Source organism: Novipirellula sp. (assembly GCF_041583735.1).
Classification (GTDB): Bacteria; Planctomycetota; Planctomycetia; order Pirellulales; family Pirellulaceae; genus Novipirellula.
The window spans coordinates 1-22616 of sequence record NZ_JBFHFD010000033.1 but is presented as its reverse complement, the minus strand read 5'-3'; the positions used below and the strand labels follow the sequence as shown (position 1 = coordinate 22616).

Annotated in this window: 19 protein-coding genes; 10 read left to right on the top strand and 9 right to left on the bottom strand. The window is 53.4% G+C overall.

Translation table 11 applies throughout. The annotated features are described in order from the left end of the window. Window positions 1-5 precede the first annotated feature (5 nt). Both ABX962_RS04750 and ABX962_RS04745 read right to left on the bottom strand, forming a co-directional pair. A complete protein-coding gene (locus ABX962_RS04750; RefSeq protein WP_372717113.1) occupies window positions 6-878 on the bottom strand; it encodes a LuxR C-terminal-related transcriptional regulator in 873 nt (290 codons plus the stop codon). Between the two features lie 753 nt (window positions 879-1631). After that, a complete protein-coding gene (locus ABX962_RS04745) occupies window positions 1632-3071 on the bottom strand; it encodes an RNA polymerase sigma factor RpoD/SigA (protein ID WP_372717111.1) in 1440 nt (479 codons plus the stop codon). Between the two features lie 889 nt (window positions 3072-3960). On the opposite strand from ABX962_RS04745, the gene ABX962_RS04740 reads away from it, so the two are divergent. From ABX962_RS04740 to ABX962_RS04730, 3 genes are all read left to right on the top strand, one after another. After that, on the top strand, window positions 3961-4317 hold the full coding sequence (locus ABX962_RS04740) for a hypothetical protein (protein ID WP_372717109.1): 357 nt from the start codon (window positions 3961-3963) through the stop codon (window positions 4315-4317). 243 nt (window positions 4318-4560) lie between these two features. Further along, entirely contained in the window at window positions 4561-4767 is a 207-nt protein-coding gene (locus ABX962_RS04735) for a hypothetical protein (protein WP_339936167.1), read from the top strand. A gap of 89 nt (window positions 4768-4856) precedes the next feature. Beyond that, window positions 4857-5078, top strand: a complete 222-nt coding sequence (locus tag ABX962_RS04730) for a hypothetical protein (RefSeq protein ID WP_372717107.1) — start codon at window positions 4857-4859, stop codon at window positions 5076-5078. A gap of 131 nt (window positions 5079-5209) precedes the next feature. On the opposite strand, the gene ruvX is transcribed toward ABX962_RS04730, so the two are convergent. Next, complete coding sequence (ruvX, locus tag ABX962_RS04725) at window positions 5210-5719, bottom strand: Holliday junction resolvase RuvX (RefSeq protein WP_372717105.1); 510 nt, start codon at window positions 5717-5719, stop codon at window positions 5210-5212. Window positions 5720-6050: 331 nt separating this feature from the next. Further along, complete coding sequence (locus ABX962_RS04720; RefSeq protein ID WP_372717103.1) at window positions 6051-7490, bottom strand: ATP-dependent DNA helicase RecQ; 1440 nt, start codon at window positions 7488-7490, stop codon at window positions 6051-6053. Window positions 7491-7951: 461 nt separating this feature from the next. Here ABX962_RS04720 and ABX962_RS04715 point away from each other — a divergent pair, with 461 nt between their 5' ends. From ABX962_RS04715 to ABX962_RS04690, 6 genes are all read left to right on the top strand, one after another. Beyond that, window positions 7952-8830, top strand: coding sequence for a hypothetical protein (locus tag ABX962_RS04715; RefSeq protein ID WP_372717101.1), 879 nt, complete (start codon window positions 7952-7954; stop codon window positions 8828-8830). A gap of 607 nt (window positions 8831-9437) precedes the next feature. Continuing rightward, a complete protein-coding gene (locus ABX962_RS04710; RefSeq protein ID WP_372717100.1) occupies window positions 9438-10514 on the top strand; it encodes a DUF1559 domain-containing protein in 1077 nt (358 codons plus the stop codon). 104 nt (window positions 10515-10618) lie between these two features. Then, the gene (locus ABX962_RS04705) at window positions 10619-11065 is read left to right on the top strand and encodes a hypothetical protein (RefSeq protein ID WP_372717098.1); all 447 of its coding nucleotides are present in this window, start codon (window positions 10619-10621) and stop codon (window positions 11063-11065) included. A 229-nt stretch (window positions 11066-11294) separates the two neighbouring features. Then, window positions 11295-12785, top strand: a complete 1491-nt coding sequence (locus ABX962_RS04700) for a sulfatase (protein ID WP_372717096.1) — start codon at window positions 11295-11297, stop codon at window positions 12783-12785. A gap of 206 nt (window positions 12786-12991) precedes the next feature. Then, entirely contained in the window at window positions 12992-13912 is a 921-nt protein-coding gene (locus tag ABX962_RS04695) for a hypothetical protein (protein ID WP_372717095.1), read from the top strand. Window positions 13913-13967: 55 nt separating this feature from the next. Then, complete coding sequence (locus ABX962_RS04690) at window positions 13968-15302, top strand: acyltransferase (protein ID WP_372717093.1); 1335 nt, start codon at window positions 13968-13970, stop codon at window positions 15300-15302. 30 nt (window positions 15303-15332) lie between these two features. Here ABX962_RS04690 and ABX962_RS04685 read toward each other — a convergent pair whose 3' ends face one another. The 3 genes from ABX962_RS04685 to ABX962_RS04675 all read right to left on the bottom strand — a co-directional run bounded on the left by ABX962_RS04685 (window position 15333) and on the right by ABX962_RS04675 (window position 19668). Then, the gene (locus tag ABX962_RS04685) at window positions 15333-17336 is read right to left on the bottom strand and encodes a type II secretion system protein GspD (protein ID WP_372717091.1); all 2004 of its coding nucleotides are present in this window, start codon (window positions 17334-17336) and stop codon (window positions 15333-15335) included. A gap of 168 nt (window positions 17337-17504) precedes the next feature. Next, window positions 17505-18158, bottom strand: coding sequence for a hypothetical protein (locus ABX962_RS04680; protein ID WP_372717089.1), 654 nt, complete (start codon window positions 18156-18158; stop codon window positions 17505-17507). Continuing rightward, entirely contained in the window at window positions 18151-19668 is a 1518-nt protein-coding gene (locus ABX962_RS04675) for a PilN domain-containing protein (RefSeq protein ID WP_372717087.1), read from the bottom strand. Before ABX962_RS04675 ends, ABX962_RS04680 begins: the two co-directional genes overlap by 8 nt. A 247-nt stretch (window positions 19669-19915) precedes the next feature. Between ABX962_RS04675 and ABX962_RS04670 the strand changes: the two genes are divergently transcribed. Beyond that, window positions 19916-20836 carry a glycosyltransferase family 2 protein gene (locus ABX962_RS04670; RefSeq protein ID WP_372717085.1) on the top strand — a complete coding sequence of 307 codons (921 nt, stop codon included), beginning with the start codon at window positions 19916-19918 and terminating at the stop codon, window positions 20834-20836. A 174-nt stretch (window positions 20837-21010) separates the two neighbouring features. Here ABX962_RS04670 and ABX962_RS04665 read toward each other — a convergent pair whose 3' ends face one another. Together ABX962_RS04665 and ABX962_RS04660 are read right to left on the bottom strand one after the other, a co-directional pair. Beyond that, window positions 21011-21940, bottom strand: coding sequence for a hypothetical protein (locus tag ABX962_RS04665; protein WP_372717083.1), 930 nt, complete (start codon window positions 21938-21940; stop codon window positions 21011-21013). Further along, window positions 21930-22616 (bottom strand): hypothetical protein (locus tag ABX962_RS04660; protein ID WP_372717081.1); only part of this gene is annotated, 687 nt, incomplete at its 5' end. The genes ABX962_RS04665 and ABX962_RS04660, both read right to left, overlap by 11 nt.

Below are 22616 nucleotides of genomic sequence, written 5' to 3'. Positions count from 1 at the left end.
TCGGCTTACGATTGTGTCTTGTCTTCGACTCCCTTGGCATCTTTGGCCAAGGCGTGAAAGCGTTCGAGCTGCAAGTGGTCGTAGGTGAGGCCAAGGTGCCCTACGGCCCGGGCAATTTCCGCCAGCGTTGAATAGCCAAGCTTGCGGCCGATTTCCGTCTTGTGCCGCTCGACGGTACGCGGACTACGGTGCAGCATTTTGGCTACCTCCGGAACGCTCTTTCCATGCCCTAATAGAATGAAGATTTCCAGTTCGCGATTGCTTAATGCCGACAGGCAGCCGAGGTCAACGTATTGACTTGTCACCGTCGCGATGTCTTCGGTGGAATCAAGCGGATCACGACGCGAGAGAATCAAAACGTATTGTGCCCCACCAGGCCCGTCACCAACATTTGGCCCGTCACCAGCATTTGGCCCGTCACCAACATTTGGCCCGTCACCAGCATTTGGCCCGTCACCAGCATTTGGCCCGTCACCAGCATTTGGCCCGTCGCCAGGAGCTGACTGGTTCTCATTCGGGTTGACCGCAGCGTCGTCTTGCTTGGTTGCGTCCATGCTTCGGAGCAGTTCGCCACCATCGCTGATAGGGTAAAACGTCGAGACCATTTGGTGGCCGTTGTAGATGTGCCTTGCTCGTAATGGCTTGCCGTCCTCGATGACCTGTTCGATCCAAGCCATGCGTTCCCGCACAAACTCGGGGTGAAACACCGCACTCAAGTGGCGATAGGTGCCCAACTTTGCGGGGGTGACACCAAACAACGAACGAGCGGACTCATTGCTGTACGCAACCCGCCCATCTTTTGTGACAATCGTCACTCCCAGCCCAACTTCCATTCGGAAGATGTCTGCCCAATTGATCGAGCTAAATGGACTGCTCATAAAGAATTCAATTCAACTCATTGCTTAGAGGGTCACGTGTGGCTTGCAGGGTCACGTGTGGGTGAGATTGCGACAGACGATGTGAACGAGATGCTACGCCCCCAATCGTTTCAATCCCACAAAAAATATTTCGCATTCACCGGAGGAAACTTCATACAATCAGCCAAGGTACCAAATTAAGTCTAGCTTGATTTCTCGGGGGGGGAGTTGGCGGATTTCCGCAAATTTTGACAATTGGGAGAGCCTTCATTAGCGAACGACAAGAAACCTACGTCTTCACGAAATATGCAAGTGCAGGCGGTTCGTTATCCTGATGCGAGGGTGGGGCAAGGCCCCCAATGAATCCGGCAACTGCCTCGCCGTCCTTTCATCAGACTCCGTCTCGACCGAACGGTAGATGATAAGAAAGTTTGCTTTCAATGCACTAGGACTACAGCAAATTCATCCGCAAGATCCAAGAATCGCTGATCCGGACGAACGCGGGGTGTCCCCTTGTGGGGTGTCGAGTCTAGTCCGTTGGGTGATTTGTGAAGGTTGCAGGAAGAGCAGGAAATCTGTGTGGGCAATCTATGGTTGCAGCTCTTTAGCCCGTCACGACGGAGCCCGTGCCAGTGATTCTGGTGACGCTCGCGGCGCGAGCCCAACGCCATTGAATTTGATACGAGACGGGTTTATTTGCGGTACGACAAAGAGCCGCCCGCTCTCAAATTGAACGTTGTGTCACGCGTCGACCGGTTTCTTCCAAAAGAGGGTTTAGTCGAGAAAACCTACTAGGCTATTGATCTCGTCATGCTGTTGCAGTTTTCGCAACGCGCGTCGTTCGATTTGTCGCACGCGTTCTCGGCTGATGTTAAACACCTTCGCCACTTCTGAAAGCGTTTGGGGCGAGTAGTCGTCGAAACCGAATCGCATCCGCACAATTGCCTGCTCTCGTTCATCGAGTTGATCGAGCAACGATTCCAAGCGATGGCTTAACGAATTCGCATCCACTTCGGTACCCAACGGCGCGGTCTCTTCTTCCTGCAAAATGTCACGCAGGTTCGTGGGGACCTCTCCTGCGGAACTGTTGTCCAAGCTGTAGCTGGTGCTCAACGAACGTTCGAGTACGACCAACCGCTCGTCGCTCAGCCCCGCGGTATCGGCCACTTCACGATGCGTGGGGCGATGGCTGAGTTGCTGATACAGATCGCTAATCGTTCGCTGTAATTCATTCATCTCACCGACGACATGCACGGGGATGCGAATGGTGCGACTTTGCTCAGCGACGGCGCGACCGATCGCTTGGCGAATCCACCACGTTGCATAGGTCGAAAGTTTAAAGCCTTTGCTCGCTTCGAACTTCTCGACAGCACGCATCAATCCCGAGTTGCCCTCTTGAATCAAATCAAGGAATGCTAAGCCACGGCCGCGATACTTTTTGGCGATCGAAACGACCAAGCGTAGATTGGCCTCGACCAATTTTTGCTTTGTCGAGGTGTAAAGCGAATAGGCACGCTCGAGTTCTTGGACACGACGATCCAGACCGCAACTGGAATGTTGAGTCCGTCGCAAAATGGTTTCGTACTCGGCATGTTCTTCGAGTGTTAAATCGGCACAACGCTGGCGAAGTACACCAAGCCGATGATTCATCCACTGCAGATTCTCATAGTGCTGCTCGATCGCCGGCAGTCGTAGTCCCAGTTCTTCGATGAGGGTGACGATCGATTCCCGCCGACGCAGATAGCGACTGCGAGCTTCGCTTCGCTGCGCCAACGTTAGTTGACGATCACGAATCGCTTCATAATCGCGGTTGTTCAACGCAAGCAGCGACTCGAGCGTACGGACGTTGGGCTCTAACCGGCTTAGAATGCGGTGCTTGACCTTCTCGTCGGTGACGGCGTAACTGAGGCTACGATCCGCCCGCGCGTCTCCCGTCACGATCTCGCGAAGCGCTGCGACGGCATCCTCGGCAATAAAACGAACGCGAAGCAAATCGTGTCGAAATAGGGTACGGGCATCATCCATCTGCACTGCCAGAGCCAATTCTTGCTCTGCTGACAACAGCGACGTGCGGCCCATCTGTTTCAGGTACATCCCTAGCGAATCCGACAGTTCGTCCTGACTTCGCAACGGACTGTCATCCTGTCGCAACGCCGGAGAATCGAAACCGCCGCGTAACGCCGTGTGTTCGGAATTCGAATTGAGAGAAACCATTTCCTATTCCTTTTATGTAAAATGAGAAAGCGAACATGGCGAACCTTCCAAGTGGAAGGGCTCTATCGGACTTTCTCAGCAAGATTTGTGTTCACGCACTCACCATTTCAAGGACGCTAGTGAATCCACCCGAGCGACGCACGCAATGAATTAAGCAATGAATATCAACAAGCGATGACTAACGTTTAGAGAAATCGTGTTCGAGAGACCCTGTTCCGCTCACTCTATTTACGCATCAAGAGACTCGAAAGTTCCCGCGGGTTCGACGTTTCGCCACGCCCCCCGCGTCCTGACCTGTCGATTTCAAGCAAACTCGATTACGTGGACGATTTATGGGGCACCCTTGCTTTGACGCCTTGTTCTGCCGCTTTTGACAGTCTCCTCTAACCGTTTTGTTGATGTTTGGATAACACGCAAAGATCATGCCGCCTGCCGTTTATTCCGCGTTCAAAGCCCCCCTGACTCCCTTTCTTCACGCGACTGCGTACGCTTTCATTCCACCACGACCGTAAAGGTGAAAGCATGGTATTTAAGGACGATTCGTGACGAAAAACGCACGCTGGGGGGGCCGGAATCGGTAGTAAATCAGCGCGGTTGCAAATCGGAGCGGCGACCCCTTCGATGGGCCCCTTCGATGGAGATGGGCCCCTTCGATGGGAACGGGCAGCACCGCCTATTTCTGCCATTTGCCTTTTGCCACGATCTCACTGCCCTCATTACTAAATGGACACGGGGCAGAATGTCCCGCCTGGGGTAAATTGACTAAACGGTGTCAGAGTGCCCACTCTGCAGGCAAAACGTATCCGCCCCACTTCTTTGTCCCCCGTTTCTGAATTTCCCGTTTCTGAATTTCCCGCTACTAACCGCCCGCCAATTTGACCATTACACCATGACGACTGCGATCCAACGATTTCACATCTATCTGTATGGGCCCGAGCAAGGGGCGCTGCAAGCCCGTTTTGAAGAAGCGTCCACGCGGTTGCAATTATTGCCGCGGCTTTATTTCGAACTGGATGGCTCGTTCGTCTGGTCCGCAGCTCAGGGCCAGCAAATCGAGGGGATGCTCTACGACGCCAACGAACGGCTGCAGTACGTCGATTTGCAAGGGCAATGCAGCCGCGAGAACTGGAATTCCGTCTTGCATGCAATTGTTGGCAGCCCCGCGTCGGATTGCATTGTGATGGTAATTCCGACTAGATCGTTGAAAAACTTACCAACGTTTGAGCAGTCCGTCTGGGGCGACTGATTTTCTTGGAAATCGGCTTGGAAATAAAAACAGGCTGTTTTGCGGTGTTTTTCGCTACGTTGTGATGCGAAATCACCCCGGGGAGTGAACTTCCTCTTCTTTTTGTCGCTCTATCGCATTGAATTGGCATCCCACTTGCTTCTCTCCTGTTTCGTCCTCGGCGATGTCAGCCGATGTGGCGAAACAAATGAAACTGATGCCTGAATAAAGCCTAAGCGTTTACTTTCCTGGAGGGATTCATCAATGTTGACCGCGACTCGCCCCGAGACTGTCTCTAATTCAACTCAATCGACTCAAAATGAGATTCGGCTTTCCGATGCTGAGATTTCTCGCCGAGTCGTTGCGATTCGCTCAGGTTGGAGTATTGCCGAGCGAGTCCGTCGTCGACGTGAAGCGGACAAGCGGTTCCTCGATTTGATCGACGCTTTGTCGGCTTGTGAAGCTGCTTAATCATTAAAGTTACAACGCACCCGGGGCGCTAACGCGGGTTTATGGAAGCGTCCCTTAACCACTTTGACTTACTTTGGAAGGATTCAACCATGTCGACAATGACTTGTGAGAAGAGCGTGACCCCCGTAACGACTGCTGGAACATCGAACAAGAATCGTACAGAGGTATACGTCTCAGACGCTGAGATTTCTCGCCGTGTGCTCGCCATTCGTTCGGGCTGGAGCATTTCTGAACGCGTCCGTCGTCGACGTGATGCCAACGAACGCTTCCTCGACTTGATGGTGGCGTTGTCGGCTGGTGACGCCGCTTGAAATCGGGCGACTGAGGCTCGGGCTGATCGCCGACCGGATCAGCAGAGGGCTGAGCCTAGTTTGATGACGGGGCTAACATCTGAATGGGCCAGCATCTGAATGGGCCAGCATAGACTGAGTTGGCAAACAGCTTAGTCAATCGACTCTCCCTCGGTGGGGATCTCTTCGCTTGACGGTTCGCCCACAATCTCACCTCGATAGCGACATGCTTCGATGAACGATTCGAGGATCACCAAGGCGGCAACGGCATCGATCCGTTTCTTTTTGCCTTGACGACTGTAGCCTGCGGCCCGCATGCGATTGTTAGCGTCGGCCGTGGTAAATCGCTCATCAAACAAACGCACCGGTTTGCCGGTTGTCTTTGCGAGCCAGCGAGCAAATTCGCGGGCTTGAATGCTCTTTTCACTTTCCCCGCCATCCAAGTGAATGGGGAGCCCGACGACAAAAGCGGAGATACGCTCCGACTTTGTTAACTCGCAGTAATAGGCCCCATCCTGTTTCCAGTGTTCTGCGGCGCGGACCTCGAGCGGGCTCGCCAAAATCCGGTCGGGATCACAAATCGCAATCCCAATTCGCACGCTGCCAAAATCAATCGACGCAAGACGTCCGGCCAAGGGAAAATCGTCAGTAGGTGCGGTCATCAAAATGCGATGGGGTGACGAGGATTTTAGAACGAGACGGTTTAGGCGAGGGAAAGGTTAGACGAGCGAAAGGTTAGACGAGCGAAAGGTTAGACGAGCGAAAGGTTAGACGAGCGAAAGGTTAGACGAGGGAAAGGTTAGACGAGTAGCGGATTGGATAAACGCTTGCCAACCGAGATGGTTGATTACCAAACAATACTGATTTTCCGGTCCTCTGCAATGCAAAACCAAAGCGGGCGACTTGGTCCAATCCTAGTGACAACGGTACGCGAGAGTGAGTGGGGCGCCCGAGCGTCTGCATTGCAGCGATACGATCGCTGCAACGCCGCATTTAATGTTTTGCGTCCCCTTCAAAGTAATGTTGTAGAAATGCCTTTCGGTCGTTTTCTTCTCCGGCAAACTGCACCATGGCGTATAAACGTTGCTGATCGCGTCGTTTCTTTTCCGCTAACGCCTCTTGATTGCGGAAATGTTCGGGAATCGGTGTCAACACCTCGAAGCAGTGCGGCGGATGGGGGCCTGCGATGACTCCGGCTCGATCGAGCATCGCAAACGCCGTGGCAATGCGGTGATCGTGGCGACTGACACGCTGAAGCCGCTCGTTCATCCAGTCGATCCCAAAGCTGCGACACGACTCGTTGTGTTCGACCAGCATCGTCAGTAATCGTCCGTAGAAATCCGAGTCGGGATTGGACCATTCGATGAATTGCATTTGTGTCATCAGATCGCTCTGGTCATACAACCACACACATCGGCTCGGCTGATGATCGCGACCGGCCCGCCCCACTTCTTGGTAATACGATTCAATCGAACCTGGGGTTTCCGCATGAATCAACACACGGATATTGGCTTTGTCGATCCCCATTCCGAATGCGTTGGTTGCCAGCACCACATCGGTTTCGCCACTCAAAAATCGGTTATGCACATGACGACGTTTTTGGCTCGACAAGTCGCCGTGATAGCACTCGTGATCAACTCCTTGGCTAAGCAAAACGTCGCTAAACCGCGTCAATGTTTTGATTAATGAAAAATAGATCACTACGCTGCCGCCGCGATAAACGTCATCATGAAGCAACCGCTTGATGGCATCAAGTTTTTCTTGATCTCCCATCACATGTTCGACGTCGAGTCGCAGGTTGGGACGGTCGATGCCTTGATAAAACAATTGGATCTGGTCCGCCGGAATTCCCAACTGTGCATATATGTCAAGGCGACATTCCTCCGTTGCAGTCGCTGTCAATGCAATCGTGGTGGGAAAGCCCAATTGTTCGCGGATCTCGCCGACCCGTGAATAGTCGGGGCGAAAATCGTGTCCCCATTGGCTCACACAGTGGGCTTCGTCAATCGCCAGCAACATGACGTCGCGTTTCGCAATGATCCTCCGAAAATCCTCTTTTCGAAATCGCTCCGGAGTCACGTACAGCAGCCGGTACTTTCCGGAAGCGACTTCGTTATAGCGGGTTTCCCGAGTCTGGCGGTCCAGCGATGAATTGATGTAAGCCGCATCGATGCCACGCGATCTCAAGTCACTGACTTGGTCGTGCATCAATGCGACCAAAGGGGACAGGACCAAGACAATGTTGTGGCCGTCTGCGGGCATCGTCAGCGCCGGAATCTGGTAACACAACGATTTCCCCATCCCTGTCGGCATCACAACCATCGCATGCTTCCCCGCCAAGACGTGCTCGATCACGGCCTGCTGCGATGGGCGAAACGAGGAGTAGCCGAAATGACGAGCTAAAACTTCTTGGATCAATTTAGGGTCAGACATAAATAGAAGTGCGGTCGCAAAACAGTAAGGCGGGACCAGGGATTAGGAAACAAGAAGACTCGGGGAAGCCGCAATTTCAGGAAGGGACAACCAGCGTTTCACACGACGCGAAACCTCGGCGTCCTTAACTCGGCATTGAGAAAAACAAACAAATTAGCAAAATTCCCGAGTCTTTCCGATGGTTTGGCAACGTTAGCAACCAGCAGCATTGGGTTCCGAAGTCGATCGGGGGACAGCCATATAGCGATTCAGCCGCCGCCACGTGCTAACCTTCGGAGGTCCGAAAAGAGACCTTTTTCTATCGCTGGGGGGGCTTTGTCCCCGCTGGGGTTTTGAGCCGTGGTTGTTGTTAATAGAGTGTAAATCTTCATGTTTTTTCGTGGGATATGTATTAGACGTTGTGCTAATTTAGAAGTCGTCCTCTCCTTTTTTTGTTTATCTATTTTGGAGTGATATTTACCGTGAAGGCCAAAAGAGATCCGCGGCTTGCCGACATATCGTCTCGGCATTCCAACGCCGCGCCCGATTTGCCGATGCCATCGATCACGATGGAACCCCCGACCAAACGAAGAAAGGAACCGCCTGCGATTCCCTATCGCTCTCCGTTTCGCTGGTCAAATCGACCCGAATGGTTGACTACCTTTTTAGCAGCGTTTGGCGTGCTGTTGATGGCCTATGTTGTCTATGGAGCTAGCCGCGAGATCAGCAGCACGCTGAAACGAAATCAACATCATCAAACCATCACCGATGTCTGGCGTCAATTATTAGTATCCAACGTCGCCATCTCGGGAACGCCGACTCGAATCGTCGATGCTGATCTGCCCTCATTTCCTTCGATCTCATTTCCAGCCGTCCGCTCGTCACAAGAACTCAATCGCAACCTCCGGCTCGCAGCGGCGCTGCCGGGAATTCGTCGGATTGATCTGTCGCCCGAATCAACACGGCTCGTGGGAGGGGGGCACGCCGACGATTCCACGCTGGAAATCCTGGGGCGTAATTTTCATGATTTGGACTCGTTAAATCTAAGCGGAACCGCGATCAGCACGCTCAAGCCGATCGAAGATTTAAAGGTACGTGATCTGAGGATCGTCAATTCGACCATCAAGCCGGACAATTTGTCGTCGCTGAAGTATTTTGACTCCGTGACGGATTTGTGGATCGGGTGGTACGGAAATGCTCAGGATGGCGACAGTATTTTCTTCTCTGACGCGTATCGCGCACGTGTCGTCGATGCCATGGCCGAAATGAAGGGGCTCCAATCGATCCACTACGTGGAAATGGCATTTACGAAAGAAGAGCGAGAGCAACTCTCTCGGTTTAATCTCATGCAGGTCAAATAGACGTTGGCCGGTTTTCGTGGCCTCGGTAATCCTCTGCTGCCCACGACCCTCTGCATCCGCTTGAGATGTAGGGGGTTTTTTTGTGCCGTTCCTGTTTCGTGATTCCGAACCCGGTGGCACGCGAACACACCGAACCTTGTCACCGGACCCTCTTCCAAGGGCGATTCCCCCGTAGTTGCCGATGTATCCTCTCAATCGGCCGAACGTGCGGGTTCTCGTTGGGGCGACATCCTTTTGTAGCCCGTTATCCGTTCGCAGTGGCCGTCATGCATAACAAGTTAGCACCCGTTTGCCTAAGACGCGTGCACTTGGGGGCGTCCCCAAAGCTTACTGGTGGTAAGGGGTTAGCCAAAAAAGCGAATTGTTAGAAATTTGGAAAAAAAGACAAGCTGGTAAGGGGACAGCAATCGAGCGAGAAGAACCGTCAGAGCGAAACTATTCCCCATTAGGATCGGGGGGCCCGCTGTCAGGTGGGGGCTAGTTGTCGGTTGAGTTAAATTCCAGGCATTCGGATTGCGGAAGAGGTCAAGCGTGCGAATTTCATCCCTGAGCAAAGGGGTGATGTTTCGGTTTAACATCAAGGTTGAAGCATTAGGAAAATTATTGCATGTCAATTTCCAGAATCCAGTACGCCCGATCAGCGCGTACAAAGGAACGCAGCGGTTTTACACTGGTCGAGCTATTGGTGGTCATTGCGATCATTGGTGTATTAGTGGGGCTTTTGTTGCCCGCGGTGCAATCCGCCCGCGAAGCGGCTCGCCGCATGTCGTGCTCGAACAATTTGAAGCAGCTTGGTTTGGCGCTTCATATGTACCACGACACCTACCGCTCGATGCCACCAGCCGTTCTTCCCGTGACGGCAACCAATGATCGTCCCGCCTCGTGGTTGGTTCGTATTTTGCCCTTCATCGAGCAGAATGCCGCCTTTGAAGCGTCGACGTTTTCGGGAACGGATTGGGCGTCTCGCGACCCCGGCGTGAATCGAAACTGGCAAACGTTTGACGGTCTGGTGGTCCCTGGGTTCAATTGTCCTTCGAGTGCCCTTCCCACGACCCGTGTTGACAACGCAAGTGCGGATACAAAAGCTCTCGGAGCTCCCGATCAACTTGAAGTTCAAATTTCGAACTATGTCGGTGTTGCAGGCCGGTTCAGTAACAACAACACAAACTTCTCCACTTGGAACGGTTACCACGGCATGACCGATCACAACGGCGTGATCGTGGCGATGGATAACTATTACAACCAACCAGTACGTTTTGCATCCATCTTGGATGGAACCAGCAACACGCTTGCGATTGGTGAACAATCTGCGGAAATTCGCATTCGCAACACCGATGGGACTTTCAACTACTATGACCAACGTGCTGGGAATTGGTACGGCGGAGCTTGGTCCGGTGGCGGTGGCGCCAACCACAATGAATCCGAAGCTTATTGGATGAACATTGCCTCGACGCGAGTCGGAATCAATTATTCGTCCACCAGCCGCTACTCGCCTCACGGCATCGGCCCGTATTGGTACGGCCGTCCTGGCCGACATACCGTGTTCAACTCGACTCATGGTGGGGGAGCCCAATTTGTGCTCGCCGATGGCAGCGTACGGTTTATCAGCGAAAACATCCGCTTCGATATTTACGCACTGTTGGCGGATCGCCAAGACCGCACCGTGTTGAACGAAGAATTCTAAGCCTTGTTCTTTCCCCTACAACGTCAATTGAGAAGCCTCACGAAATATTGAAAATCGAATCCATGAACATGAATCACGTCTCGAAACTCACGCTGGGTCTAGCCATGTCCTTGCTGATCGGCACACTCGGATGTGGCCGCAGTGACAAGCCTTCGTTGGCCGAGGTCAGCGGCAAGCTAATGAAGGAAGGGAAACCTTTCGTCAACGCCCAAGTGGAATTTTATCCGACGATCAACGGCGCTGCTTCGTATGGCGAAACCGATGAAACCGGTAGCTTCACCTTGTATTACTCGACGGGGGATCCAGGAGCGGCAATCGGAGACCACAAAGTAACCGTCATTGGCGGTCACGTTGCTGGCGAGCCCAGTCCACCGACACCGGAGGTCGTCACGCTGACGACGTCGACCGAGGAAATGGCCGAAGGAACGCTGCAACCCATTGGAATGACTCCGAAAGGTCGATCGCAAGCCAAAGACGGATCGCCAAAGCGAGTCGAAGGGTTGACCGCAAAGGTGGATAGCGGAGCAAATGAAATTATCTTGAATCTGTAGTTTCGTTTGCTGCGATTCTTGATCGAATGAACGAGACGATCGAGGGTGACCCAGGTTGCCCTCGATCGTTTTTTTTTGCGATCAGGACAAGGATCTGGATTTGCAAAGGATCGGCAGTAGGAATTGACTTGGCAATCCACAGCGAGCAGACTGGGGGCCCCCGATTTAGCCTCTGCATCGGGCAGACCGCTAGTCGCTTCCCCCCGCTGATGTTTGAAAAGAGATCCACATGGTTTGGCTTGCGCAAAAGGTAGCATCCGGTCCCTCGCGCCGTATCCAATGTGGTTGGCGGTTTTCCTTGTTATTGATCGTGATGGGGTGCGTGGTCACCGTCACGGCTGCCTCTTCCGTTGCCCAGCAAGCCGAGACCTCTCGCTTTGCGATTGCGGATCCGCGATCACGTCCCAATCTGATTCTAATCCTTGCTGACGATCTCGGTTACGGTGACGTTTCCTGCAATGGAGCGACCGATGTGCAAACGCCTCACTTGGACAAGTTTGCTGCCGAAGGCATGATGTTGACTCGGATGCGGGCCAATTGCACCGTGTGTTCGCCGACGCGCGCTGCAATCATGACCGGAATGTATCCCGATCGCGCCGGAGTCCCCGGAGTCATCCGGACCCACGCCCACAATTCGTGGGGATACCTGCGAACCGATGTACCGACATTGGCCAACCGGCTGAGTCGTGCGGGGTATCAAACTGGCATTGTTGGGAAATGGCATCTTGGGTTGGCGTCACCCAACACCCCATGCGAACGAGGGTTTGACCAGTTTCATGGATTTCTCGGCGACATGATGGACGATTACTACACGCATCGTCGTCAAGGGCACAACTATATGCGACACAATGACAAGCAGATTGATCCCGAAGGACATGCGACGGATTTGTTTACGCAGTGGGCCGACGACTATATCACCGCGCAAGCCGCATCCACCGAATCGCCATTTTTTCTTTACCTCGCCTACAACGCGCCTCATTTTCCGATCCAGCCGCCTGAGCAATGGCTCGCTCGCGTGCAAAAGCGGTCTCCACAGCTCGAGCCTAAACGGGCGCTCAACGTCGCGTTTGTCGAGCACTTGGATGACCAAGTGGGCAAATTGCTCAAACGCATTGACGAGCTCGGGCTGCGTGAAAACACCGTGATCGCTTTCACGTCGGACAATGGCGGTTCATTGCCGCATGCTCAAAACAACGATCCTTGGCGTGATGGAAAACAGAGTCATTACGACGGCGGCTTACGTGTTCCTGCATGGGTGCGTTACCCTGGTAAAATTCCAGCGGGAAGCAAGAGTGACCAACCGGTGATGACGTTTGATGTTGGGGCGACGTTTTTGCAATACGCCGGCGTGCAGCAGCCTAGCGAGATCGACGCGGTCGGTTTAAAAGATCTGCTCGAAGGCAACTCGCCCACGCTCGGTTCACAGCTGTCTGCACGCGAGCTCTATTTTGTTCGCCGTGAAGGAGGTGGCCGCTATGTGGGGCACGCCTACCACGCGGTGATCCAGGGACGATGGAAATTGATGCAGAACGATCCGTTTTCTCCGCTGGAACTGTATGACCTCGAAGCGGATCCGCAGGAGACAAATAATCAAGTCGCAAAGCAACCTAAAGTCGTAGCGAAACTCAAGCAGCGGTTGGCGGCACAGATTCAACAGGGCGGAAGCATCCCTTGGCAAGCTCCGCAATCACCTGAATCACCACCATCACCCACTCCGTGAGTCCCACCGAAGTGCGCATGATGGGTGTTGCAAAAAGCCACACGTGTTTTACTTTGCGTGAGGGCGATGCTGCTATTTCGCGTAAAAAATGGGGCAAATGGCCTTGGCATGGTTTGTGCCTTGTTGAGTCGACGCTGCTGGATCGATCGAGATGAAGGTTCATGTCGATCGGCTCCTTTCCGCCAACTCAATGATAAGGGATTCCAATGCGTTGTTTGCAAGTTCGTCGCGGTGCTGTGGCCGTCGCTGTTTTGCTGTTGACCGTTTCGCTGTCGAGTAACGATTTTGTTTCCGCTGACGAATCCACGGTTGCAGTCGAGTTGTTTGACGCGATCGATTCGAAACAGGTTTCTGTCCAGTTCATTGCACTCGATGCAAACCGCGCGAATGTGTTGATTGAAAACAATACCAATCACGTCCTGCATCTCGAACTGCCAGATGCGATTGCCGCAGTTCCTGTGTTAGCTCAATTTGGATTCGGTGGACAACAAGCGGGCTTCGGAGCTCAGCAGGGTCAAGGCGGTCAGAACAGCGGCGGCAATCAAAGCGTGGGCGGAGGTTTTCAGCAAGGTGCCCAACCGGGCGGAAATGCCTTTGGCAACAATTTCGGCAATGTCGGCGGCGGGAACGCGCGGCAAAATGATGGTTTTGGGATGGGATTCATGCGAATTGCGGCTCAGAAAACTCGCAAGCTGGTTGCCACGACGGTTTGCTTGGAACAGGGGAAACCCGAGCCCAATGCCAAAGTGAAATACCAGATGATCCGTATCGAGCAATACACGCAGGACGAAAGATTGATCGAACTTTGCCAGCAACTGGCTCTTGAAAACGTGTCGCAAAAAGTGGCTCAAGCGGTCGCATGGCACTATGCCAACGGTTTGCGTTGGGAAGAGCTCGGCAAACTCAACCGCATCGAATCACGGTATTTGGGGAACATTCGGATGTTTCGCCAACAGGAACTCAATGACGCCAAAGCCTTTGTCGAAGCACTCGAAAAATCGAGCAATGAAAACTCGCAAATGCTTCCAGGGTCCTCGCTCTCCCAGGACCTCTCGCTCTCCCAGGACCTCTCGGTTTTTCAGGACCTCACGGTTTCCCAGAGATCCGCTGTTTTGATGGCAAGATAAACGGCAGGATTTGATCTTTCCGACGCCGAGCGGGTTTTGGTATCTGCAATGCACGATGAAGACCATTGCATTCCCAACACCGCGTTCTCGGCAAACATCCCGATCCATCCCTCACGGCGGTGAAGGGAATTCCGCTGGAAATTCGTCGAAAGAATCGGCGGCGAAACGGAAGATGCTGGGGTTCGATGCGGTTCGCGGTGTCGCCGCGCTGGCGGTGGTGCTGCTGCATGCCTGTGTGCCCTATTTGCAAAATCCGATGCCTGGATTGGCGTGGACGGTTCGCGATTCCGCTAGCCGATCGGTGGATTGGCTGTTCTGGGGCATCGAAGTTTTTATCATGCCCTTGTTCTTGGTTTTAGCAGGCTATTTTGCCTGGCAAACCTTGTCGTGCCGTGGCATTGGTCCGCTCGTTCGCAGTCGCGCGAAACGATTGTTGGTGCCGCTTGCCTTTGCGGTGTGTGTGGTGTTGCCAATGGACTTGTACACTTGGGTGCTAGGTTGGGTCGTCGAGGGAATTGTCGAACCGGTCAAGCTAAAGAGTTTGAAGTTTGACGGAGTTGTGGATCGTGATTTGTGGGGCCTGAGTCATTTATGGTTCTTGCAATACGTTTTCTTGTACGTTGTCGTTGCCGCCATTTTTGCTCGTTTTGATAGGCTGCGAAATTTTACAACCAAAATCACCCAACGTATGCCGCTCGCCGTTACATTGTTAGCCGCAGCAGGCGTCGTCACTCTGATGATCGCACCGGAAGTCGTGTGGGGATTTCAACACGCGTTTCTTCCTGTGGCCAGTAAATGGGTTTACAGTGGAACGTTTTTCGCCGCGGGGATGTTGGTCGGCAAAGTGGATCCCCGATTGGCGTTTTTTGAGAACCGAACTATACCGTTGGCAATTGCAAGCGTGATGCTGTTAGTGACGGCCGTTTCACTGGGCCGCTGGAATCTGCAGTATGGCGAGAGTGCATTAGCGCAATCGGGACTCGCGGTCGTCACGGTGCTGGCGGCTTATGCAGTGACATTCTTGACGATCGCCGTGAGCCGAAAAATCAATCATCTTTCGTTGCCGCTGCAATACTTAGCGGCGGCGTCGTTCTGGATTTACTTGGTCCATCATCCAATCCTTGGATTGGTCCATCTTGATCTCAAGCAGTGGATGCCTGCGACGGCACCCGCGGTCAAAATGGCAACCGCATTCTGTATCAGCGTAGGGCTAAGCTTGTTGACCTACGAGGGACTCGTTCGCCGCACGCGACTGGGACGAATGCTGGGAATGCAGTGGACGCCTTCATCACCGCCGGTCGATGTGTTGCCAATGCGACGCGAGTCGGTCGTAACCGATACCGATACCGAAAGCGTAACCGAAAACGTGCCACAGCGCCGCGCTGCCTAAGCGGCGTCAAGTAAAGAGTCCACGTGATCGCTATTGCGGGGGAAGGATAACTTCGACCTGGGAATCGTCGATCATCGAATCGAATGGACTCACGGGGTCAAATTGATTCATCGGTTCGAGACATCCGATGCCGCAACCGCCGATCATCTCGAGTTCAACGGAACCCCCGTTCACACGAGCGCGAGGATGATGGTTCGGGCAGTCGGGATTTCGGCAATCCGGGGTGTTTGGACAAACGCTCGCATACGGGATTTGGTCCAACTGAGCATTGGCCACACAGGCGGCTTGATTCTCTCGAAGCGTTCCCGCGGCGTACGGGGTAATGATCTCTGGCTTTAGAAAGACGATCAACTCACTTTCACGAACTTCGCTGCTCTGGCTTCGAAACAGTCGACCGATATACTTGACATCTTTCAAATAGGGCACGCCCCGCACCGTTTCGGTGATGTTCTTTTGGCGAAGTCCTCCCATCGCAAACAGTTGTCCATTGCCAACGCGAACCGTCGTTTCGGCGTTGCGACTATCGATCACCGGGTATGCGTTGCGGTATTCCGCAACGACGCTGTATTCCGGTTGCACCTGCATTTCAATCGTCCCATCTTGGCTGATCCGTGGGGTGACGTTCAGGATGATGCCCGCTTCTTCGAACTCGACTTGGGGAATCGATCCGGTGCTGGTTACGATCGACGTGACGATCGGTAACCGTTGGACTATTTTGATCGACGCTTGGCAGCGATCCCCTACGGTAACGGTTGGATCCGCAAGGATCTTGGCTTCGGATGTGGCGCTGAGTGCTTGTAGGGCCACGCTTGCATCGTAAGAGTTATTGAGGGTACGAAATCCCAGAGACGAGGTGGGACTGCCTAGCCCCAAGTCGGTGCCCGCTTGGATCGCATTTCGAAAGACGCTGATCTCTTCGTCGGTGCCTGGGTTTAGCAAGCTTGTCGATCGACTATGGGGACCATGGGACCAATTCACCCCCAATCCTTCTGCCTCTTTTAAACTGACATCATAGATCAATGCCGTGATGCGAACTTGGGGGCGAGGAATATCCAGTTGCTCGATCGCTTGGGCCGCCAACCGCAATTGATCTGGCGTCCCTCGGATCATGATGCGATTTTCTTTTGCGTAGGTCGCCACCGTGATCGTGTCTCCGAGAACCGCTTGCAGTGACTCGGTCATCTCTTCCGCTTCGGTGAATTGAGGCGTAAAGTAGGCGATACCATCGTTGGTCAAAATCGTTTCGGTGGTTGTCTGCGCTGCATCGGGTGATGGTAGATGCTGAGCGGGCGGAAGCGTCGCTGCGACTTGGGGTGACAATCGCAAGATCAACTCTTGCACATTGTCGACGCGTTCGGGACGGTCGACGATCAAGATCGATCCGTTTCCAATCTTGCGGATCTGACCTCGCTCGCTAAGCAACAGCTGCACCGCATCGATCGTAGCATCGAGATCGCCAGCGTTTGCCGGTACTGCAATCAATCGCGAAACAAAATCGGGGTTGCTGGATCCCACTTGATCGATTGGCAACACCACCAAACTGCTGCCGGTTTGTCGGTAGCTGTAGCCCGATGAATTCAGTACAGCGGACAAGACTTCGCGTAGCGGTGTTTCGTAAAAGGTTCCGCTGACCTCACCACTGATCGTATCCGCCGCGACAATATTGACTTTCCAAAGGTCGCTGAGCAAAAAGATCACTTCATTGAGCGGCGTTTTGCGAAATGTGATGCTCCCTTTTTGGTCCAACTGTTCGGCGATGCTGTTGGAATCTGATCTTTTTTTCTGCTCGCTCGGAGCAACGCCGTGATGCGGTCCCGCAGTCGCTGGCTCTTTCACACTTTCCGCGGTGAACAAGACTTCGGGGGCATTGGCCGCCGTCAACACTCGGCCCTCGGGCTTGAGGATTACGGGGTGACCGCTGCCGGGAATCGGAATCAGATCGGGGACGTCGGCAACACTTAGATTCGTCGCCTTGCCGCTTGCGGTGAAATCGCCAATCGGGGCGGTTGTCTCTTCGCTCACGGCGATTGACATACCGCAGCTGGCTACAAACAGAGTTGCTGCAAGTCGTCTAAATAGACCATGCTTCGATGCCAGCCATGAAGGTGTGGCGATAGAATCATTTTTCGACATTGTGCCATCCATGGCAGTGTGTTGATTCAGCTAGTTCTGATCGGCATTACGTTGGCAAAGAAACGTGGTCTAGTAAAACATCCGAATGCCCCGGGGGTGACGAGCGAACTCGTCTTCGTCTTCGATTGGTTTGGGGCTAAGCCCGAAAACAATCAATCGCAACTCTGACGCGACAACCGGCAGATTCCCTTCCGTGGGCATCATCACCATGCTGTTCGTCGATAAATACCAGCCCTGCTTGGCGATCCCTTGCAGGATTTTGGTTACGGTTTCGAGAGATCCATCAATTCGCAACTCAATTTCATGAGTGTGCAAAATGTAATCCGATTCGTCACTGTATTGGGGCGGTGATTCTTCGCGAGGATCATCATTTTCGATGGCCCACGGTCGGACACGCCCCTTGCTAATTTCCAGACTTCGCAGTCGTCCTCCTGCATCGCGAATGATCGCAATTAAGCTGCTGCGAACCTGTTGGCTCTTGTCTGGATCGATCGAACGATTCTGATGAGAGACCAAGTCGGTGTTAATGTGATTTTCAAGTTCACGCAAACGTTTTTGATTGTTTTGCACCAATGTGAACTGACCATCCATTGCACGAAGTTCGCGTGCTTCACTCTGCAGCCGAAAGTATTCATCGACCCATGGAATACCTATCGCGATGATCGCAAGCAAACTTAGGCTCGCGACGATTGCTCGGGTTGCCCGGCTATTCAGGTTATTCATGTTGTGATGGCTCGACAGAGAGGGGATGACGTGGGGTCATGGACAAGCGAATCGAGAATCGAGTCGCTTCCGAATTGGCCTCCGGCGTGGTGGAATGGAGCGCCACTTCGCTCACTTCTGGCAACTGTCGCAGTTGTTCGAGGATTTCGTAAACGACGCGTTCATCGAGCACCGTGCCTTCGAGCCGAATGTGCGATCCCGACTCGACGCGATATTCATTCAGTTTCGCCAAGTCCGGCAAACTTTGCGTAATCCGTTCCAGTTGCGCAATCCAATCGACTTCGGCAGATTGACGTTCAATCGTTTTGAAATGTTCAAGCAATTCTCGTTGACGCGCGAGTTCGGTCATCCGTGTTTGGGTGGCGATCACTTGAACCTGGACTTGCTCGGTTCCGTGTTTTAGATGCGAAGCGTGCTGGCGAGCACGATGGACCAACGTGAAACTGAGCATCAGCAACAGGGCCGCTAAGAATGCCGGCCACGCGACGCGAAGGAGCTGAGCGGGCAACGAAAGTTCGGGGGCGCGGCGGACATCACGCAGCAGATCGGGGACTTCCTCGGCCGTCACGCCAAGCATCAGCGGCAAGACCGAAGCGACGGCAGGAACACAGTGCGAATCGCAATCGACGTTACTGATATCGTAAAGTTGCGGGCTGGGGGGCACGCGGAGGATGACTTCGTCAAATTCGGGACTGCGTTGAAAGCGTGCTGCGGCGTCTTCTACTTTTTCAGCGGTGCCGCAAATCAATAGTTTTTTGAGGCCTCCGCCGTCGATCCCCAAATGGCGATGACAGAATCGTTGCAGGCGTGAAATATGGCCATCCAACGTGGCTTGTAGGGCTTCGACCGTTTTGGCCGTAGCCGGACGGTAATCCAGAATCAGCCTCCCTTCGTGAATGATCCCCACATTCCAGCGAGTTCCTGTGCCGTCGGCGATCAGTAATGGATGCGCGGAATCGGTACTGGTGTACCCGATCAACCGTGCCATGCTGATCAGCGAGGGTTCCGCCCACGCGACCTCGATATCGCTCTCTCGCAACGTGTCGTAAATCATTCGCATCACCGATTGATTGGCGACGCTGGTGGCGGCGTAATCCGATTGACCATCGATGCGAGTCCGCAGCAATCCGGTGACTTTCTCGCCCGGTCCCAATTGCAGGTAGCGAGGCACCCGATGCTGCAGTGTCGACAATTCGTGGTCGACCGTCTCGGGGGTCCCTAGCGTGATTCGGTTGACACAAATGTCACCATCCAACGACAAACAAACCGTTCCTCGACGCATGTCGTGACGGTCCACCAGCGTTGCGATTGCAGCGGCGAAGGCCGAAGCATGCGATGCGGTTAACCATCCGTTGGCGATGGGGCAGCCAATGGCATCAATTTCCAGCCGATACCGTTCCCCATCAATCGGAGTGGCGATCGCGACCTGAACCATTCGGTTTTCAATCCACAAACCAAAAAGCTTGCCGCGTTCATTGTCGTTGTTTTGTTTCGATGACCGAGATGTCATTGCAGGAAAGCCTCCTGCATGAAGCGTAGGTTGTCGTTAACACAACGAAATCAAAAATTTGTTTGCAAGCATCTCCACTTTAACGGTGGTTCGGATCGTGCCGCATTGGCGAGATGTAGTGATGGTAAGGGGCGGCTTCTGCCGAATGTAATACTGGTCTGCAGCAACCACGACGATCGTTTCCAAGCAGGTCATTTCCGTCCAGTCCGCAATCACTCCGTCCGTCATCGCCCAACCCGTCATCGCCATGCTCGATACACCGGTCGCCTTTATCGTATTCAACCGTCCTGCGCAGACGCGGCAATCGTTTGAGGCCATTCGAAAGGCTCGTCCGAAGAACTTGTTCATCATCAGCGATGGTCCCCGACGTGAGCGAAAGGGTGAGGCTGAATTGGTGGCCCAGTCGCGGCAAATTGCAGAAAACGTTGATTGGCCTTGCGAAATAACACGTATCTATTCGGACACCAATTTGGGCTGCGCCCAACGCGTTAGCAGTGGGATCACGGCGGTGTTTCAGCAGGCAGAACAAGCGATCATCTTGGAAGACGACTGCGTCCCCAACCAAACCTTCTTTCGCTTTTGCCACGAACTGCTCGATCGCTATCAAGATGACACACGTGTAATGGCGATCAGCGGCGACAATTTTCAAGCCGGGCACGACCCGGCGGATTCATATTACTTCTCGAAATACTTGCACTGTTGGGGCTGGGCCACGTGGCGCCGGGCCTGGCAGCATTACGCAGGGACTCTCGATGCATGGCCCGATTTTCGCGACCGCGATGGTTTGCAGACGTTTTGTCACTCGTTGAGCGAACGAGATTATTGGACGCGAACTTTCAATCGCGTTCACGCGGGAGAAATCGACACCTGGGATTTCACTTGGTTGTTGGCCTGTTGGATGAACCATGGCTTGAGCGTTTTACCGACAAAGAACTTGGTGTCGAATATTGGTTTCGGCGAAGACGCGACTCACACGTCCCACTCGAGTCCGTTTGAGAATTTACCAACGTATGAATTCCAAACGCTCGAGCATCCGAAATCTGTTTGCCGATCGGTCGAAAAAGATTTGGCAACGGATCGGATGATGTTTAGTCGCGGTAAACTACGGTTTCGTCACGTCGTGCAGTTCGCCCGCCAATACAATCCGCTCGTTCGCCGCGCGGCATAACGAGGCGGCATTACGATCCGTGGTGACGGATCTTGCCATCCACCATGACCTGCCGCCGACGATGACCTGTTGCCGGCAGTTTTTCACTTGCAGTGCTTTGCCGATTGGCTGTGTGCCTAAACACAGGGCTGTGTGCCTAAACACAGGGCTGTGCTTGAACACAGGGCGTCGCACTCAGGCGACGTGGCGGAGTGAGTGATTGAACTGATCGAGCCGGTCCAACATATCAAATTCGTTGTTATGGACGGTCAATTCGGTCACGCCCATCCTGTTGAAATCGATATAGTTACCGTGCAGCTGCTCACCCCCGTAACGATGCAGCAGCATCATTTGTCCGGGGAATAGAGCGTTCAGGTAGGCGGCACCACCCTGGACTGCGATCCGGTGCTGTGATTGCGAAAGCAAACACAACTGGAATTCGTTAAACGACAGATGCTGATAATCCTCGTACAGATCTTCGCCGAGTATCACACCTTGTTCACGCAGTCGTTCTTTCTCATTTAAATTCCCCACAGGCATGTGGTCGTGCACAATGTGCGACGTGGGACGAAGGTAGACGAGGCTAAACCGATCTTGGGTCTTCTGCACGACGCGGTCCAAGAACGCAGTGGACAAAAAGTTGATCGGCGGATGATCCCACTCGACGTTGTATTTGTTAAAGATCAACAACAGCGGTTTGGGAAAATGCAAGTCGATTTTGTTGCCGTAATGTGCTGCAAAGTTGGGCGGATCCCAACGGTTTGCATCGGGGCTCTCGTGAGGCCGTTGATCGATCGAATCGAGGTGCTTTACGAACTGGCGTCGATCGTAGACCTCGCGATGATCGGGCGAGAAGAAATAGAAACACTTTGTCCCACTACAGCTGACCGTTCGCTGCAGGCATCCGACTTTTGCGAGATGGTAGGCGTAGGGAACGTGGTAAAACATTTCATAACCAAACTCACAGCCTTGGCTATCCACGATCGAACTCGGGTACGGACCGATCGGCCGAACATTGGGTCTGCCTTGCAACCGATGCTTTAACGCCGCCAGCCGATTGGACCAAGAAAGCTTTGGATTGATGTCGCTATGGCATGCCAGCCGAGGATTTTGATTACGCTGCATTTTGCTTCTCCGCAAGTTCTCGCTTCGCATAACGTCGCTCCCGCCATTTTGCTTTCAACGCTCGGCGAAACGAGCGGATTTGGAATGCGAGGGAAGGGGGTTCGTTATCGATAATCCAAGTAGCCCGTTCGACCTTTAGAAAGCGAGAGTGCTTTTCGCAGAAATCGTAAACGGGTTTGCGAATGGCACATTCACCTTGTTCATTGGTCCAGCACCAATCGTCGCCGGTCATAATGGCATTGGGGAACAGTTCATGGCAAAGTTCGATTTCACTGCCGACCTTGTCCGAGTCCAAGTAAATAAGGTCGGGCTTTAGACCCATTGCCGACAGCTCGTAGAGGATCGCGGGCGAGTATTCTTTGACAGGAATCACGCGGTCTTGGTTGTCCCACAAGTTGGTGAGGAAGGTTTGATAGAATCCGTTCTCACGTCCCAGCTGATTTGCAACCATTTCGCTTTGGTTGTTTTCAATCGCGTAAGTCTTCAGATCCCAGGATGCAGGCCAAGGGTCGACCGCCACCACATTGACGGTCGATGATGCGGCCAACCAATCACGGATCGATCCTCCGAGAAACGAGCCAATTTCTAAGATCAGGCTGACGTTGTTGCGGCGGATCTTTTCCGTGACCATCCAGCGACCACCGCCATCCATGCTCCAATGAATCGGATCAAAATC

What these genes read in the sequence shown, in the direction of transcription:
- ABX962_RS04750 (WP_372717113.1), bottom strand. Translation starts at nt 878, where the DNA reads ATGAGCAGTCCATTTAGCTCGATCAATTGGGCAGACATCTTCCGAATG.
- ABX962_RS04745 (WP_372717111.1), bottom strand. Translation starts at nt 3,071, where the DNA reads ATGGTTTCTCTCAATTCGAATTCCGAACACACGGCGTTACGCGGCGGT.
- ABX962_RS04740 (WP_372717109.1), top strand. Translation starts at nt 3,961, where the DNA reads ATGACGACTGCGATCCAACGATTTCACATCTATCTGTATGGGCCCGAG.
- ABX962_RS04735 (WP_339936167.1), top strand. Translation starts at nt 4,561, where the DNA reads ATGTTGACCGCGACTCGCCCCGAGACTGTCTCTAATTCAACTCAATCG.
- ABX962_RS04730 (WP_372717107.1), top strand. Translation starts at nt 4,857, where the DNA reads ATGTCGACAATGACTTGTGAGAAGAGCGTGACCCCCGTAACGACTGCT.
- ruvX (WP_372717105.1), bottom strand. Translation starts at nt 5,719, where the DNA reads ATGACCGCACCTACTGACGATTTTCCCTTGGCCGGACGTCTTGCGTCG.
- ABX962_RS04720 (WP_372717103.1), bottom strand. Translation starts at nt 7,490, where the DNA reads ATGTCTGACCCTAAATTGATCCAAGAAGTTTTAGCTCGTCATTTCGGC.
- ABX962_RS04710 (WP_372717100.1), top strand. Translation starts at nt 9,438, where the DNA reads ATGTCAATTTCCAGAATCCAGTACGCCCGATCAGCGCGTACAAAGGAA.
- ABX962_RS04705 (WP_372717098.1), top strand. Translation starts at nt 10,619, where the DNA reads ATGTCCTTGCTGATCGGCACACTCGGATGTGGCCGCAGTGACAAGCCT.
- ABX962_RS04700 (WP_372717096.1), top strand. Translation starts at nt 11,295, where the DNA reads ATGGTTTGGCTTGCGCAAAAGGTAGCATCCGGTCCCTCGCGCCGTATC.
- ABX962_RS04695 (WP_372717095.1), top strand. Translation starts at nt 12,992, where the DNA reads ATGCGTTGTTTGCAAGTTCGTCGCGGTGCTGTGGCCGTCGCTGTTTTG.
- ABX962_RS04690 (WP_372717093.1), top strand. Translation starts at nt 13,968, where the DNA reads ATGAAGACCATTGCATTCCCAACACCGCGTTCTCGGCAAACATCCCGA.
- ABX962_RS04685 (WP_372717091.1), bottom strand. Translation starts at nt 17,336, where the DNA reads ATGTCAATCGCCGTGAGCGAAGAGACAACCGCCCCGATTGGCGATTTC.
- ABX962_RS04680 (WP_372717089.1), bottom strand. Translation starts at nt 18,158, where the DNA reads ATGAATAACCTGAATAGCCGGGCAACCCGAGCAATCGTCGCGAGCCTA.
- ABX962_RS04675 (WP_372717087.1), bottom strand. Translation starts at nt 19,668, where the DNA reads ATGACATCTCGGTCATCGAAACAAAACAACGACAATGAACGCGGCAAG.
- ABX962_RS04670 (WP_372717085.1), top strand. Translation starts at nt 19,916, where the DNA reads ATGCTCGATACACCGGTCGCCTTTATCGTATTCAACCGTCCTGCGCAG.
- ABX962_RS04665 (WP_372717083.1), bottom strand. Translation starts at nt 21,940, where the DNA reads ATGCAGCGTAATCAAAATCCTCGGCTGGCATGCCATAGCGACATCAAT.